Annotated in this window: 17 protein-coding genes; 11 read left to right on the top strand and 6 right to left on the bottom strand. The window is 32.6% G+C overall.

Features of this window, described 5'->3' with window-relative positions:
• Positions 1–235 precede the first annotated feature (235 nt).
• Complete coding sequence (locus Q4512_RS01105; RefSeq protein ID WP_303420708.1) at positions 236–919, top strand: response regulator transcription factor; 684 nt, start codon at positions 236–238, stop codon at positions 917–919.
• On the top strand, positions 919–1,962 hold the full coding sequence (locus tag Q4512_RS01100; protein ID WP_303420706.1) for a cell wall metabolism sensor histidine kinase WalK: 1,044 nt from the start codon (positions 919–921) through the stop codon (positions 1,960–1,962). The genes Q4512_RS01105 and Q4512_RS01100 overlap by 1 nt, the downstream gene beginning before the upstream one ends.
• On the opposite strand, the gene Q4512_RS01095 is transcribed toward Q4512_RS01100, so the two are convergent.
• Positions 1,945–2,997 carry a glycosyltransferase gene (locus tag Q4512_RS01095; RefSeq protein WP_303420704.1) on the bottom strand — a complete coding sequence of 351 codons (1,053 nt, stop codon included), beginning with the start codon at positions 2,995–2,997 and terminating at the stop codon, positions 1,945–1,947. The two genes, Q4512_RS01100 and Q4512_RS01095, sit on opposite strands and share 18 nt — an antisense overlap.
• A 68-nt stretch (positions 2,998–3,065) precedes the next feature.
• Between Q4512_RS01095 and trmB the strand changes: the two genes are divergently transcribed.
• The 7 genes from trmB (at position 3,066) to Q4512_RS01060 (ending at position 8,031) form a co-directional block, all read left to right on the top strand.
• On the top strand, positions 3,066–3,740 hold the full coding sequence (gene trmB / locus Q4512_RS01090; protein WP_303420702.1) for a tRNA (guanosine(46)-N7)-methyltransferase TrmB: 675 nt from the start codon (positions 3,066–3,068) through the stop codon (positions 3,738–3,740).
• A gap of 2 nt (positions 3,741–3,742) precedes the next feature.
• Positions 3,743–4,372: a LysE family transporter gene (locus Q4512_RS01085; RefSeq protein WP_303420700.1), complete on the top strand. Its 630-nt coding sequence runs from the start codon at positions 3,743–3,745 to the stop codon at positions 4,370–4,372.
• Positions 4,372–4,701, top strand: coding sequence for an MGMT family protein (locus Q4512_RS01080; protein ID WP_303420698.1), 330 nt, complete (start codon positions 4,372–4,374; stop codon positions 4,699–4,701). The genes Q4512_RS01085 and Q4512_RS01080 overlap by 1 nt, the downstream gene beginning before the upstream one ends.
• Positions 4,702–4,931: 230 nt before the next feature.
• Complete coding sequence (locus Q4512_RS01075) at positions 4,932–6,068, top strand: Mrp/NBP35 family ATP-binding protein (protein WP_303420696.1); 1,137 nt, start codon at positions 4,932–4,934, stop codon at positions 6,066–6,068.
• A 3-nt stretch (positions 6,069–6,071) separates the two neighbouring features.
• Positions 6,072–6,314 (top strand): NifU family protein, encoded by a 243-nt coding sequence (locus tag Q4512_RS01070; protein ID WP_055442687.1) that lies wholly within the window; start codon positions 6,072–6,074, stop codon positions 6,312–6,314.
• Between the two features lie 236 nt (positions 6,315–6,550).
• Positions 6,551–7,612 (top strand): NAD(P)/FAD-dependent oxidoreductase, encoded by a 1,062-nt coding sequence (locus Q4512_RS01065; RefSeq protein ID WP_303420691.1) that lies wholly within the window; start codon positions 6,551–6,553, stop codon positions 7,610–7,612.
• An 86-nt stretch (positions 7,613–7,698) separates the two neighbouring features.
• Positions 7,699–8,031, top strand: a complete 333-nt coding sequence (locus tag Q4512_RS01060) for a 2Fe-2S iron-sulfur cluster-binding protein (RefSeq protein WP_303420689.1) — start codon at positions 7,699–7,701, stop codon at positions 8,029–8,031.
• A 120-nt stretch (positions 8,032–8,151) separates the two neighbouring features.
• Here the strand turns inward: Q4512_RS01060 and Q4512_RS01055 are convergent, their stop codons facing one another.
• The 5 genes from Q4512_RS01055 to Q4512_RS01035 all read right to left on the bottom strand — a co-directional run bounded on the left by Q4512_RS01055 (position 8,152) and on the right by Q4512_RS01035 (position 12,389).
• A complete protein-coding gene (locus tag Q4512_RS01055; protein ID WP_303420687.1) occupies positions 8,152–9,051 on the bottom strand; it encodes a metallophosphoesterase in 900 nt (299 codons plus the stop codon).
• Between the two features lie 114 nt (positions 9,052–9,165).
• A complete protein-coding gene (locus Q4512_RS01050) occupies positions 9,166–10,344 on the bottom strand; it encodes an acyl-CoA dehydrogenase family protein (protein WP_303420685.1) in 1,179 nt (392 codons plus the stop codon).
• A 112-nt stretch (positions 10,345–10,456) separates the two neighbouring features.
• On the bottom strand, positions 10,457–11,170 hold the full coding sequence (locus tag Q4512_RS01045) for a tRNA1(Val) (adenine(37)-N6)-methyltransferase (protein WP_303420683.1): 714 nt from the start codon (positions 11,168–11,170) through the stop codon (positions 10,457–10,459).
• A 36-nt stretch (positions 11,171–11,206) separates the two neighbouring features.
• Positions 11,207–11,737, bottom strand: a complete 531-nt coding sequence (gene rimM, locus Q4512_RS01040) for a ribosome maturation factor RimM (protein WP_303420681.1) — start codon at positions 11,735–11,737, stop codon at positions 11,207–11,209.
• 145 nt (positions 11,738–11,882) lie between these two features.
• On the bottom strand, positions 11,883–12,389 hold the full coding sequence (locus Q4512_RS01035; RefSeq protein ID WP_303420679.1) for a 30S ribosomal protein S16: 507 nt from the start codon (positions 12,387–12,389) through the stop codon (positions 11,883–11,885).
• A gap of 135 nt (positions 12,390–12,524) precedes the next feature.
• Here Q4512_RS01035 and Q4512_RS01030 point away from each other — a divergent pair, with 135 nt between their 5' ends.
• Both Q4512_RS01030 and Q4512_RS01025 read left to right on the top strand, forming a co-directional pair.
• Entirely contained in the window at positions 12,525–13,394 is an 870-nt protein-coding gene (locus Q4512_RS01030; RefSeq protein ID WP_303420677.1) for a DUF6252 family protein, read from the top strand.
• 538 nt (positions 13,395–13,932) lie between these two features.
• The gene (locus Q4512_RS01025; RefSeq protein WP_303420675.1) at positions 13,933–14,385 is read left to right on the top strand and encodes a PA2169 family four-helix-bundle protein; all 453 of its coding nucleotides are present in this window, start codon (positions 13,933–13,935) and stop codon (positions 14,383–14,385) included.
• Positions 14,386–14,465 lie beyond the last annotated feature (80 nt).

Here is a 14,465-nt window from a genome sequence, read left to right as displayed (position 1 = left end):
TTGTAGACTACAAATATAATTAGAAAAATGACTTTAACTATATGAAAAATCAATTATTCACACTAATATAACATTAGCTATGTGCTTAGGTACTAGATTTATAATATAAGATATCTATTTTAAAGAATTTAAACAAGTTAAGTAATGCCTTATGTTACTATATTGTTATTTGTCTATAAAAAGATGTGCATCTTTATGATTAATTTTATCTTTACATTAACTTTACTTTAAATAAATGAAGAAGAAAGACATTAAAATATTATTGGTTGATGATGAACCAGACATACTAGAAATAGTACGCTATAACTTAACCTCTGAAGGGTATCAAGTTATAACAGCAGAGAACGGTTTACAAGCAGTTAAAAAGGCTAAGAAAGAAAAACCACAACTAATTATTTTAGATGTAATGATGCCAGAAATGGATGGTATTGAAGCATGTGAACAAATTAGAAAAATAGAAAGTTTAAATAATACCATTATAACTTTTTTAACTGCAAGAGGAGAAGATTATTCACAAGTTGCAGGGTTTGATGCTGGAGCCGATGATTATATAACAAAACCAATAAAGCCAAAAGTTCTGGTTAGCAAAGTTAAAGCATTATTAAGACGTTTTAAAGATGAAGATGCTAGTGAAAACATTGTTAAAATTGGAAATCTTGTTATTAATAGAGACGAATATAAAATTGAGCTTAAAGGAAAGGAAATCATTTTGCCAAGAAAAGAATTTGAATTATTATCTTTACTAGCATCTAAGCCTGGCAAAGTTTTTAAACGCGAAGATATTCTAGATAAAGTTTGGGGAAACGAAGTTGTTGTTGGAGGAAGAACCATAGATGTGCACATTAGAAAGCTTAGAGAGAAAATTGGCGATGATTATTTTAAAACCGTTAAAGGGGTAGGATATAAGTTTGTAGAATAATGCAAAGAAAATTAAAAAAAACATACAAGTTTGCTTTTAAAACAGCATTGTATATCACTTGTTTTTTAACGCTCTTAATGGGTGTTTTTTTATATAAATTTTATACTTTAGATTGGGTTCAAATTATATATATAGCATTAGCTTGTTATCTCTCTTCTTTTATAATTATTCAATATCGTGTAGAACAGTTTATATACAAACGTGTTAAAAAAGTATACGACGAGCTTACACTATTAGAATCTTCTACTTTAAAAAAAGAAAGAATTACTACAGACATGGCAACACTTACTAAGGAAATAGATAAGTATGCTAAAGATCGTAAGCTAGAAATAGAAATGCTTAAAGTACGTGAGGAATACAGAAAAGAATTTCTAGGAAATGTGTCGCACGAACTTAAAACCCCATTATTTACAGTACAAGGCTATATTCTTACTTTATTAGACGGCGCTGTAAAAGATAAAAATGTACGAGATAAATATTTAAGTAATGCAAATAAAGGTGTAGAAAGACTAATTTATATTGTGAGAGATTTAGATATGATTACCAAATTAGAAATAGGGGATTTAAGTTTAAATATAGAGGCTTTTGATATAGTTGAACTCGTGCAAAGTGTTTTTGAACTCTTTGAAATGAAAGCAACAAAAAAAAATATTACACTAACTTTCGATATCGATTACAAAGAACCCATAATGGTAAATGCTGATAAGGAACGTATACAGCAAGTACTAACGAATCTTGTTGTTAACTCTATTAAATACGGAAGACAGCAAGGAACAACGGAGGTTAGTATAGAAAACCTTATAAAAAATAAAGTTATTGTTCGAGTAACGGATAATGGAGAAGGCATTGAAAAAAAGCATATACCAAGATTATTTGAACGTTTTTATAGAGTAGATAAAAGTGGTTCCCGTAAAGAAGGAGGCTCTGGTTTAGGCTTGGCTATTGTTAAGCATATTATTGAAGCCCATGACGAGAAAATTTATATAGAAAGTGAATTTGAAGTTGGTAGCGAGTTTTCTTTTACCCTAGAAAAGTTCGAATAGTCGTTTGTAGTTTATTTCATAATCAAAATGCTTTAATCCAGAACTAGTATTTATATTTTCTAACTTTTTCAATGTAAATTTATCTTGTTTGCAACTTGGTACAATGCCTAAATCATCTAATCTTTTTGCTAAATATTCTTGTTCAAATTGTCCTGGTGTTGGTATAAAAAAAGCTTTCTTTTCTAACTTTGCTAAATCCATTATTGTGGTATACCCCGAACGCGATAACACCAATGCACTTTCATTTATAGTTTGTTCTAACAAATCACTTGTCATAAAATTATAAATAGTCATATGGTTTTTTTGTGTTTTTGATTGTACTTTTTCAATAACCCCTTTTACAAAAACAATAGTTCCTTTAAACCCATTTAACTCCTCCACAAGTTTTTCTTCTAATAAGGTTCGTTGTGGTTCTGGACCAGATAATAAGACTAATAAATCGATTGTAGTTTTTATTTCTTTTTTTTGAAATCGACTTAAAGGACCTATATACTTTGTTGGCAATTCAGGAATATAAACATGACTAAGTTTGCCACTTAAGTTGGGATCTCCTAAATTATCTGGAACCCAACAAATATCAAATTGCTTCATTATTTTTTGATGCATTTTAGTGCTCATCCACGTTGTGCTTCCACTTAAAACCTGTAATTGATGACTAATAAAAACACAAGGCACTTTTTTATTGTGTAAGCCAAGCCTGTTGTCACTAATAACGCCATTAATACGATATGTATCAATAATTGTTTTGATCGCTTTTTTTTCTGCTTTAATAGCTTTTAAAACTTTTGGGGAATCTTTTAATAGTTTCCACTTAAATAGTTTAGCATTTTTGGCATATTCAATATTGTAAGATGGTAATTCAAGACTTTCCAGATTTGGAAATTCTTTTTTTAGTAACTGCAAAGCGACACCATCGCTAGCTAGAATAACTTCAAAATTATTTTTCAATAGCGCACGAATAATTGGTATGCAGCGCGTTGCATGACCAAGCCCCCAATTTAAAGGTGCAACTAATATGCGTTTTTTTTCTTTCATAAAAAACAAAGATAAGCATAATCATGACTCGTTATATTTCCTTAATTTTGCCAAAACATTAAATAATTGTGGGAAGTAAAAATAAATTAAAACGCTTTAAAGAAAACGAAACTTTTAAAAACGTTTTCGAACCAACTAGAGAAGCGTTAGTTGATGCAGAATATGAATTAAAAGGGAATTGGCGTTCTTCGTTTTTTAAAAATAACAATCCACTAGTTTTAGAACTAGGTTGTGGTAAAGGTGAGTATAGTGTTGCTCTAGCAAAAAAATATCCAAATAAGAATTTTATTGGTATTGATATAAAAGGAGCGCGTTTTTGGAGAGGAGCAAAAACTGCAATCGAAGAAAAGATACCAAACGTAGCTTTTATACGTACACAAATTGAATTGGTAGAACATGTTTTTGCAGAAAATGAAGTTGACGAAATCTGGATTACTTTTCCCGATCCGCAAATAAAATATAAACGTACCAAGCATCGAATGACGAATTCTACATTTTTGAAACGTTATAAAAACATTTTGAAAGCAGATGGAGTCATGAACCTCAAAACAGATAGTGAATTTATGCACGGGTATACTCTAGGGTTATTGCATGGTGAAGGTCATGAAGTGTTATATGCAAATCATAATGTCTATAAGCAAGAAGGAAGTCCTGAAGAAGTAACTAGTATTCAAACCTTTTATGAAAGTCAATATCTTAAAGAAGACAAAGCAATTACGTATATTCGCTTTAAAATAAAATAGTTTTGAATATAACCATTACCTTTATTTTAGGATTACTTGTGGCTTTGGTTGGTGTAATTCCACCAGGATTACTAAACATGACAGCTGCTAAAATTAGCCTAAAAGATGGGTATTCTAGAGGGATTACTTTTTCTATAGGTGCATGTGTAATTATTGTTTTTCAAACCTATATAGGGACTCTTTTTGCAAGATATTTAAGCAATCATCAAGATGTTGTAGATATTTTACAACGTGTTGCTTTTGTTTTGTTTGTATTGATTACTATTTATTTTTTATTGGTAGCAAAAAAGGAAGCCAAGCCAAAAGCCGAATTAAAAGTGAAAAGTAAAAAAAGTAGGTTTTTTCAAGGAATACTACTATCTGCTTTAAACGTATTCCCTATTCCCTACTATGCCTATATGAGTATTACTTTAGCTTCTTTTGGGTGGATGGATTTTGAGAAAACCAGTATATTTTCTTATGTTGCTGGGGCTACATCTGGAAGTTTTGTAGCATTCTATTTTTATATTTTCTTTTTCGATAAAATAAAAAGTAAAACACTTACTTCGCAAAAAAGTATGAATTATCTTATTGGTACAGTAACAGGAATAATTTCTATTATTACGTTATTTCATATTCTTAAAGATATATAATGCAACAAAAAACGCTCAATTTTTTCGATAAGGTTTATGAAGTTGCTCGCTTAATACCATATGGTCGTGTTACAAGTTATGGAGCAATTGCCAAATATTTAGGCGCAGCAAAAAGCGCAAGAATGGTTGGTTATGCTATGAATGGATCTACCAGTAAAGACGTTCCAGCACATAGAGTTGTTAATCGAAAAGGATTGCTTACTGGTAAAATGCACTTTGATGGTACTAACCTCATGCAGCAGTTATTAGAAAACGAAGGTGTTGTAGTTGTTGAAAACCAAATTCAAAACTTTGAAACACTTTTTTGGGACCCTGTAAAGGAACTTTGATTTGTAAATTTTTAGTCCTAAAACACCTTGTTATTTCCTAATTGCAACAAAACGCACAAATAATCACCTCTTGGAAACTATAATTTTCATCAATAATACTATAAAAAACTTACAGCTTCAATCTTCTCACTTACAGCATTATTAATTATATTTGCTGTTTAGAATTAATCTTAATAGAATTTGAAAGTTTAGCCTGTGTTTTCAGACTATATTTTCAATAGATATAAAACATGAAACTCAACAAACAAGACATATTAAAAGCATTAGAAACCATTTCGGCTCCTGGGGAAGGACAAAATATGGTAGAAAGTGGTGCAGTAACTAACGTAATTACTTTTGGTGATGAGGTTGTTGTAGATATTACAATAACAAACCCAAGCTTACAAGCAAAAAAGAAGACAGAAGTTGAAATACTGCAAACCATTCATAAATTAGTTTATGAAAAAGCAAAAATAAAAGTCAACGTAAAAGTAGAAGCACCAACAAAATCTGCTCCTAATGTTATTAAAGGAAAAACCATTCCTGGCATTCAAAACATAGTTGCAGTTGCTTCTGGTAAAGGGGGAGTTGGTAAATCTACAGTTACAGCAAATTTAGCAGTAACCCTTGCTAAAATGGGCTTTAAAGTAGGAATATTAGATGCAGATATCTACGGTCCATCTATTCCAATTATGTTTGATGTAGTAAACGAAAAACCTCTAGCAGTTACTGTAGAAGGGAAATCTAAGATGAAACCTGTAGAAAATTACGGCGTAAAAGTTTTGTCTATTGGCTTTTTTACCAAACCAGACCAAGCTGTAGTTTGGCGTGGGCCAATGGCAGCAAAAGCATTAAATCAAATGATTTTTGATGCCGCTTGGGGAGAATTAGATTTTCTGCTTTTAGACTTACCTCCAGGAACAGGAGATATACATTTAAGCATTATGCAGTCGCTACCAATTACAGGAGCAGTTGTAGTTAGTACCCCACAAAATGTAGCTTTAGCAGATGCTAAAAAAGGAGTGGCAATGTTTCAACAAGAAAGCATTAATGTCCCTGTTTTAGGAATCATAGAAAATATGGCGTATTTTACACCAGCTGAATTACCAGAAAATAAATATTATATATTTGGTAAACAAGGAGCAAAAAATCTTGCCGAAGATTTACAAGTACCATTTTTAGGAGAATTACCTCTAGTGCAAAGTATTCGTGAAGCAGGAGATGTTGGTCGTCCAGCAGCATTACAAACTGCAACTAGTTTAGAGCAAGCATTCGAAAAAATAACACAAAATGTAGTGCAAGAAGTAGTGCGTAGAAATGACGATTTGCCTCCAACCGAAGCAGTTAAAATAACAACAATGGCTGGCTGTTCAGCAGTTAAAAAATAATAAATGACTACAGAAGAACTAAGATTAAATATAGAGAAAGCCTTAGATGAAATCCGTCCGTTTTTACAAAGTGATGGCGGCGACATTTCATTACTATCCATCGAAGATGACAAACTGGTAAAAGTACAATTACAAGGTGCTTGCGTAGGTTGTAGTGTCAATCAAATGACACTTAAGTCGGGTGTAGAAATGACTATAAAAAAGTATGCACCACAAATAGAGCAGGTTATTAATATCGAAGCTTAGTTGGGCGTGACCACAAGGGTCAGGCTTTCACTACTCGCTCTCTGCGAGGAGCTCAAAAAAGCCGTTCCATCCTTCACGCAAACTGATAAAAGTCATAAAATTTTGTAATCCTATTGCATAATTTTGACAGATAAAATAGAGTGAAACTTAACCTACATCGTTTTTCTAATCTTGTAGGTTTTATACTAAAAAATGGAGGTAGTATTGCTTAAAATTCTAGCCTTCTCAGGAATGAAATGATTAAAACAGATATACTAATAATAGGAGCAGGGCCAACAGGATTGTTTGCCGTTTTTGAAGCAGGATTATTAAAATTGAAATGCCATTTAATAGATGCATTACCACAACAAGGTGGACAGTGTTCGGAGTTATACCCTAAAAAACCTATTTACGATATTCCTGCATATCCAGAAATTCTTGCTGGAGATTTAACACATAAGTTAATGGAGCAATGCAAACAATTCGAACCAGGATTTACACTAGGCGAACGTGCAGAAACCATAGACAAACAAGAAGATGGCACCTTTATTGTAACTACCAATAAAGGTACAAAACACCAAGCCCCAGTAGTTGCAATTGCTGGTGGATTAGGAAGTTTTGAGCCTAGAAAACCTTTAATCCATAACATCGCAGACTTTGAAGATAAAGGTGTTGAGTATATGATAAAAGAACCAGAATTTTATCGCGATAAAAAAGTGGTTATTGCGGGTGGAGGAGATTCTGCCTTAGATTGGAGTATCTTTTTAAGTGATATTGCAAGTTCGGTAACTTTAATACATAGAAGAAATGAATTTCGAGGTCATTTAGATTCTGTAGAAAAAGTACAAGAACTTAAAACAGCAGGTAAAATAAACCTAATTACTCCTGCAGAAGTTGTTGGTATTTTAGGAGATAAAAAATTAAAAGGAATTGTTGTAAAACAAGCAGAACACATAGAAAAAGAGTTCGAGTTAGAATGTGATCATTTTATTCCGCTTTTCGGACTTTCACCAAAGTTAGGACCAATTGCAAATTGGGGATTAGAAATAGAAAAAAATGCCATTAAAGTAAATAACGCATTAGACTATCAAACTAATATACCTGGAATTTATGCTATTGGAGATGTAAATACCTATCCTGGGAAATTAAAATTAATTCTTTGCGGATTTCATGAAGCGACACTTATGTGCCAATCTGCCTACCAAATTATAAATCCTGGTAAACGATTTGTACTAAAATACACAACCGTTAGTGGAGTAAATGGATTTGATGGAACAAGAAAAGAAGCGCCAAAAGCAGTAGTAAAAAAAATAGAATAAGTATGTAGTCTCACTAAGCAGTTTTAATAAACTCAGAGAGTCTCGTCTAAAAATTAAAAAGATTCCCGCTTCCGCGGAAACTAAAGATGGAACAAGACATAAATATAAAAATAACAGATAGAGATGGTGTAACACATGCTATTGTAGCTCCAACAGATATGGCTATGAATCTAATGGAAGTAGTTCGTTCTTACGAACTTGCTCCAGAAGGAACCATTGGAATATGTGGAGGCATGGCAATGTGTGCTTCCTGTCAATGTTATGTGTTAAGCAATACGGAATTACCAGAAATGCAAGATGATGAAGAGGCCATGTTAAGTGAAGCATTCGATGTTAAAGAGAACTCTAGATTAGGTTGCCAGATTCAAATGACTCCAGCAATGGAAGGTCTTGAAGTAGAACTTGCTCCTGAAAGTTAAGGGTTGCGTTAAGGATTGAAATGGCATCCTTTTTTATCTAGTTGCACGCAGTGAAACGTATAAGGTAAAAAAGATATAATGAAAAGCCTGACCTTTTTTTAAAGGTAACGCCCAAATAATTCAATTCGTTTTATAGTCTATTAGCTTTTTTGGTCCTTCTAATAATACACGTACAATTTTTAGTGTACCATCTTCTGTTGTAGCAATTTGCCATTTTATTAATGCGATTTCGCCATTTTCAATTTCAATTCCTGTAATACTTCTTGGGTGTACACAGCTTCCATCATTAAAAAAGGCAATATCTCCAGGTTCTGGAAAACGAGGCCTGTGTGTATGTCCAACTATAGTAATTAAGTTGTTGTTATCGGTAATCCATTTTTTTGTTCTGCGTTCTACTTTAATAAGCTCTTTATAGTTTTTTGCAGGACTTGTAGGGTCTGCAATTCCCATGACATTTAAAGGTTTCCAAAGTGCTCTAACTAAAAAACGACTCCATTTCCAAAAGGTATAATTCCACCAATCTGCTTGATGTCCATGCGTTAAAAAAACTTCTTGTTGCGTTTTTGTATGTTTTAATATAATACCTTCATAGTATTTAATATCTTTAAAAAGCTCTACATCTTCACCAATTTTAGGGTCAAAATAAGTCGATAAATTTCTTTTTACATATTCCGGATCACGATACACCATATCATGATTTCCCCAAATCATATGTAATCTGTTTTGCTCATGAAATAGTTTCATGAGTAGATATACATTTTTATGAGCTTCTAAGATTGGTGTGAACGATAAGTTTTCCCATAGTTCATCTCCATCTCCAATTTCAGCATAGCTATATCCTTCTGCATAATAATGCTTCAATGCGTGAAAATAAATATTTCTATTGTTTGCAAAATCATCAGCAAAACTATTATCTCCACGATGGCAATCACTAAAAAGAATAAATTTTGAATCGTTATCAAAATCTAAAATTTTTGCTTCATTATACGCTTTATCTAATCGTTTTTTTGCTGAAAACATATAGTAAATGTAACTAAAAAATGTCATTCTGAGTGTAATGAAGAATCTGAAGAAGATTTTCAACTACGCTCAAAATGACATAATATTTAAGATTATAAAATATTGTTAAGTGGCTTATTTAAAAGCATTTAATCCTGTAATGTCTAGTCCTGTAATCAATAAGTGAATATCGTGAGTACCTTCATAAGTAATTACACTTTCTAGGTTCATAGAATGTCTCATTATAGAATATTCTCCAGAAATTCCCATTCCCCCAAGCATTTGCCTAGCTTCACGAGCAATATTAATTGCCATTTCTACATTGTTTCTTTTTGCCATCGAAATTTGCGCTGAGGTAGCTGTACCGTTTTCACGCATCACACCAAGTCGCCAAGCTAATAATTGTGCTTTGGTGATTTCTGTAATCATCTCAGCTAATTTCTTTTGTTGTAATTGAAATTGCCCTATAGGTTTTCCAAATTGCATACGTTCTTTACTGTAACATAATGCCGTATCGTAGCAATCCATTGCAGCTCCAATTGCTCCCCAAGCAATACCAAAACGAGCAGAATCTAAACATCCTAAAGGAGCACCAAGACCTGATTTATTTGGTAATAAGTTTTCTTTTGGCACTTTCACATTATCAAAAATTAGCTCACCAGTAGCAGATGCTCTAAGGGACCATTTATTGTGTGTTTCTGGAGTAGTAAATCCTTCCATGCCACGTTCAACAACGAGACCATGAATTCTTCCTTCTTCATTTTTTGCCCAAACCACAGCGATATTGCAAAAAGGTGCATTAGAAATCCACATTTTTGCACCATTTAAAAGGTAATGGTCTCCCATATCTTTAAAATTGGTAACCATTCCACCAGGGTTGCTTCCATGATCTGGTTCTGTAAGCCCAAAAGAACCTATCCATTCGCCAGAGGCTAATTTAGGTAAGTATTTGTTGCGTTGTTCTTCGTTTCCGTATTTCCAAATTGGGTACATTACTAAAGACGATTGTACAGAGGCTGTACTTCGAACTCCAGAGTCTCCACGTTCAATTTCTTGCATGATTAAGCCATAAGAAATTTGGTCTAATCCAGCTCCTCCATATTCTTCTGGAATGTATGGTCCAAAAGCGCCAATTTCAGCCAAACCCTTTACAATTTGTGTTGGGAATTCTGCTTTTTGTGCATAGTCTTCAATAATAGGAGAAACATCACGTTTCACCCATTCTCTTGCTGCATCACGAACCAATTTGTGTTCTTCGGTTAGTAATTCATCAAGGTTATAATAATCTGGTGCTTCGAATAAATCGGCTTTCATTCTAATTATGATATTTAATGCTTCTATTTTTTACGAATTCATTAAAATAGAAGGCGTTATTTTATACGTTTAACAAAAGTAACGAAATCGTTTTCATTGTCAAATTTAAATATCACATTTTAAGATAAAAATCTTTCGTTAAATTTATGTAGTCTTCTGTGTATTGGTGTCTTGCAGTTTCTATAATTAGTTCCTCTTTTTGTATTTCGCTTTCGCGGAAGGAAAATTCTAAAAGACTTCTTTTTATTTCTGAAGATGGACTTCCTTTAACATGCAAAATTCTATTAGGAAATAACTTTACTTTTGATGCTAAGTCTATGAGATTAGTTTCTTCTTTAAACGGAATAACTACTGAGAAAATGCCATCTTCTACTAGTAAGGATGCAACACTTTCTATTAAATGCGAAAAAGGCATCGCATCTTGAAACCTTGCTAAATCGCGTGATGTATCTGCCGTTTTAAAGTCTTCCGAATAAAAAGGAGGATTCGATATAATTAAATCGTATTTGTCTTCTATTTCTTCGGTGAACTCTTCTAAAGCTGCGTGATAGCAAAAAAGTCTGTCTGCCCAAGGCGCATTTTCAAAATTATCTACACATTGCTCATAAGCATTTTCATCAATTTCCATAGCATCTATCACTTCTGCTGAAGATCGTTGGGCTAACATAAGGGATAAAATACCAGTTCCTGCACCAATATCTAGCGTTGCAAAAGGGTTTTGTTTTACAGAAGTCCAAGCGCCAAGTATAACTGCATCTGTGCCAACTTTCATAGCACATTGGTCTTGACGTACCTGAAATTCTTTGAATTTAAATGGTTTGTTCATAAGAGTAAGAGTCTTTCCTATTTAATAAGGATTTACTTATTCCTCTAAATATAAGTCAATCAATCCTTCTGGAGTATCCACAAGAATAACTTTATTTTCTTTATCTACTTTTTTAATAAAGTGATCGTTCATTGGTATTAATATTTCAATACCGTCTCGGTCTATTTCAAAAAGAGCTTGTGCAGTTGTATCGTTAACTCCTGTGATAATTCCTACGTCTCCAAAGTTTACATCTTTTACGGTAAAGCCAGTGATTTCGTGAAAGTAAAATTTATCATCTTCCAGTTTTGGCAAAAATTCTAAAGGTAGATATAGCTCATTTTTTAAAATGGCATCCGCATCTTCATCTGTATCTACATCTTCAAACTTAATACGTAATAGTTCCGATTTGTGTAACTGAGCTTTTTCAATAAAAAAAGGAACAAGATTGCCTCTTAAATCTACAAAAACGGACTCTAAACCATCATATATTTCTGGTTCGTCTGTATCTAGTTTTACTAGAACCTCTCCTTTAAAACTGTATTTTTTAACAATCTTTCCTAAATAAAAACAATCTTCTTTTTTCATCGAAAAATCTATTTTTTGTGAGATAACAGGAATATCTCTATAGTTATACTAAGTTTCTGCTTTGCAACGGATTTTTATAATATTATTTCATAAAAAAACTCCAATACAAGTAGTATTGGAGTTTAAAAGTATAAAAAAATATTTTTTATTCTTCTTCGTTAGATGCTTCTTCTGCAGGAGCATCTTCTGTAGTTTCTTCTACAACTGGAGCTGCAGCTGCAATTCTAGCTTCGTTTGCTGCTTTTTCAGCTTCAAAAGCTTTTGCTTTTGCTTCTGCTTCCGCTTTAGCTAAACCATCTGTTTTGTTTCCAATTTTACTTGCTTTTTCTTCTAACCAAGCAGTAAATTTAGCTTCTGCTTGTTCTTCTGTTAAAGCACCTTTAGTTACTCCACCTTTTAAATGTTTTTTTAACAAAACACCTTTGTAAGATAAAATAGCTTTTGCTGTATCTGTTGGTTGTGCACCATTTTCTAACCATGTTACAGCTCCATCAACATTTAATTCAATGGTTGCTGGGTTAGTGTTTGGATTGTAAGCACCTAATTTTTCTAGGTATTTACCATCTCTTTTCGCGCGAGCATCTGCTGCTACGATCCAGTAATAAGGTTTTCCTTTTTTACCGTGTCTTTGTAATCTAATTTTTACAGGCATAATAATTAATTCATTGAGGTTCTCGACCTCTGGTTATTAATAAGTGTGCAAAGATACTATAAATTATTTATATTCAACTTTTATTATTAATCATTTTTTTATGCTATTTTTAGGCTCTCAAATTATATAAAAATTATGAAAAAGATATTTGTGTTTATTTTTTCAGCTTTCTTAGTATTAAGTTGTGGTGAAGATATACAGTTTAATACACCCGCTATTCAAGCAGAAAAGGATGGGAGTTCATGGCGAGCTGAAGCTTTTGAAGCTGATATTGATTTTGGTGCAATTGTAGTTCGTGGTCGAAGAGGCTCAGAATCCATATGGTTATTGCCAGATAATGATAATCGAGATACTTACGTGTTAGGAGAAAATAATATTAGTGAAGCAAGATATGTAAATGCTCAAGGTGTAGTTTTTTCAACAAAATATGCGCCAGACCCAAGTGTTCAAATTTACCCAGCCGATGGACAAATTGTTATAGAAAGTTTTGATACTGTAGATGGTAGTAATGCAGTAACTGGAACATTCTGGTTTAATGCTTTTACTGAAGATGGATTACAAAAGGTTAATTTTAGTCAAGGTGTTTTTTATAGGGTTGTTTTATCAGGAGGTCTTAATGCAGGTACTATAGTTTCTTGTGATGAAGCTGTTACTGCTACAACAGCTGCTTTAGCGGTTTACGAAGCTGTAGATAATATGAGTTCTAGTTTTCCGCCTGCTTGTAATGCATATAAGGCAGCATTAATGCAACAAATTACTAGTTGTGGTGATGATACAAATACATTACAAAATATTATTGATGGTCTAGATTGTGTTCTTCCTTGTGATGTTGCTACTGCTAATACGGATGCAGCTTTAGTTGTTTATGACAATACAGATGCATCAAGCACAGCGTATCCTGATGTATGTAATGAATATAAATTAACATTAGAGCAGCAGATTGAAAGTTGTGGAGATACTACTGGTGATTTACAAGTTTTAATTGATGGTTTAGATTGTAACTAAGAATAGTATTTCTATTCGTGGATAGGTTTAATGAAGTTCTTTAAAATGGATATTCTTACTATATAATTTGCTAAATACATTAGGACAACAAATAGAAAATTGTGGAGATGCTAGTAATGCACTACTAGATATTATTTATGGTTTGGACTGTCTAAAAGTAGTAATAGTTCCTGTAGAATGTTAAACTTGTTTCATTACTTCATTTTTAGATACCGAATGTTGAGATGATTGTTATGTAATAAACAATGAACGTCTCGATCACTTGAGCTTCGGTTACTAATTTAGATTTAACAGTAGTTTCTTTTGAAGAGTATATTCCAGGCCTGGAAGCAGCAGTGTATTCTAGTAATCAAAAGATCGAAAACAAAAAAAGAGTAGCCAATTGGTTGCTCTTTTTTTGTTAAATACTCTTAAATTTCTCATAAACACTGTTAAACCACTTGACATAAGTGTTAGTTTGTGTTATGTTGTTATTGCAGATGTGAAACAATACGCATCTATAAATAAAGCTATTGGAATTTAAAATGTAAAAGATATAATGAAGTTCACAGAAAAAATTTCAAACCAATTAAATGAGTTATTAGTAAAAAATTATGATGCCGAAAAAGGGTATTTAAATGCTATTGATAATGTAGAGGACGCTAATTTAAAAATGTTCTTCAAGCGAAGAGCTTCCGAGCGAAGTGATTTTGCTAAAGAATTAAGAACCGAAATTCAGCTTTATGGAGAAGTTCCAGAAAACTCAGGTAGTTTTAAAGGAACGATGCATAGAAACTGGATGACTTTAAAGGCTACATTGACTTCAAACAATGAAGAAGCAATTTTAGAAGAAGCCTTACGTGGAGAAAAAGCAAGTTTAGATGAATATAATGAAATCATTAATTCAGATATGGTATTTCCACCATCTATTGATACTTTATTGAATAAGCAAAAAGATGCTATACAATCTGCAATAAATACAGTTAAAGTACAAGAGGAATTAGTGTCTTAAAAGTATAATACATATAAATGAAAAAGCACAACCAATAGGTTGTGCTTTTTTTGTTTAAAACTGTTTATAACTTTCCCATA

Origin of the sequence: Oceanihabitans sp. 2_MG-2023 (genome assembly GCF_030547245.1) — a bacterium.
In the GTDB taxonomy this organism is placed as follows: Bacteria; Bacteroidota; Bacteroidia; order Flavobacteriales; family Flavobacteriaceae; genus Oceanihabitans.
The sequence above is the reverse complement of the archived record's forward strand: the minus strand, read 5'-3'. Positions and strand labels throughout refer to the sequence as shown.

Bases quoted from the DNA above. Each gene is read 5' to 3' on its own strand.
- Q4512_RS01105 (WP_303420708.1), top strand. From the start codon at position 236: ATGAAGAAGAAAGACATTAAAATATTATTGGTTGATGATGAACCAGAC.
- Q4512_RS01100 (WP_303420706.1), top strand. From the start codon at position 919: ATGCAAAGAAAATTAAAAAAAACATACAAGTTTGCTTTTAAAACAGCA.
- Q4512_RS01095 (WP_303420704.1), bottom strand. From the start codon at position 2,997: ATGAAAGAAAAAAAACGCATATTAGTTGCACCTTTAAATTGGGGGCTT.
- Q4512_RS01080 (WP_303420698.1), top strand. From the start codon at position 4,372: ATGCAACAAAAAACGCTCAATTTTTTCGATAAGGTTTATGAAGTTGCT.
- Q4512_RS01075 (WP_303420696.1), top strand. From the start codon at position 4,932: ATGAAACTCAACAAACAAGACATATTAAAAGCATTAGAAACCATTTCG.
- Q4512_RS01070 (WP_055442687.1), top strand. From the start codon at position 6,072: ATGACTACAGAAGAACTAAGATTAAATATAGAGAAAGCCTTAGATGAA.
- Q4512_RS01065 (WP_303420691.1), top strand. From the start codon at position 6,551: ATGATTAAAACAGATATACTAATAATAGGAGCAGGGCCAACAGGATTG.
- Q4512_RS01060 (WP_303420689.1), top strand. From the start codon at position 7,699: ATGGAACAAGACATAAATATAAAAATAACAGATAGAGATGGTGTAACA.
- Q4512_RS01055 (WP_303420687.1), bottom strand. From the start codon at position 9,051: ATGTTTTCAGCAAAAAAACGATTAGATAAAGCGTATAATGAAGCAAAA.
- Q4512_RS01050 (WP_303420685.1), bottom strand. From the start codon at position 10,344: ATGAAAGCCGATTTATTCGAAGCACCAGATTATTATAACCTTGATGAA.
- Q4512_RS01045 (WP_303420683.1), bottom strand. From the start codon at position 11,170: ATGAACAAACCATTTAAATTCAAAGAATTTCAGGTACGTCAAGACCAA.
- rimM (WP_303420681.1), bottom strand. From the start codon at position 11,737: ATGAAAAAAGAAGATTGTTTTTATTTAGGAAAGATTGTTAAAAAATAC.
- Q4512_RS01035 (WP_303420679.1), bottom strand. From the start codon at position 12,389: ATGCCTGTAAAAATTAGATTACAAAGACACGGTAAAAAAGGAAAACCT.
- Q4512_RS01030 (WP_303420677.1), top strand. From the start codon at position 12,525: ATGAAAAAGATATTTGTGTTTATTTTTTCAGCTTTCTTAGTATTAAGT.
- Q4512_RS01025 (WP_303420675.1), top strand. From the start codon at position 13,933: ATGAAGTTCACAGAAAAAATTTCAAACCAATTAAATGAGTTATTAGTA.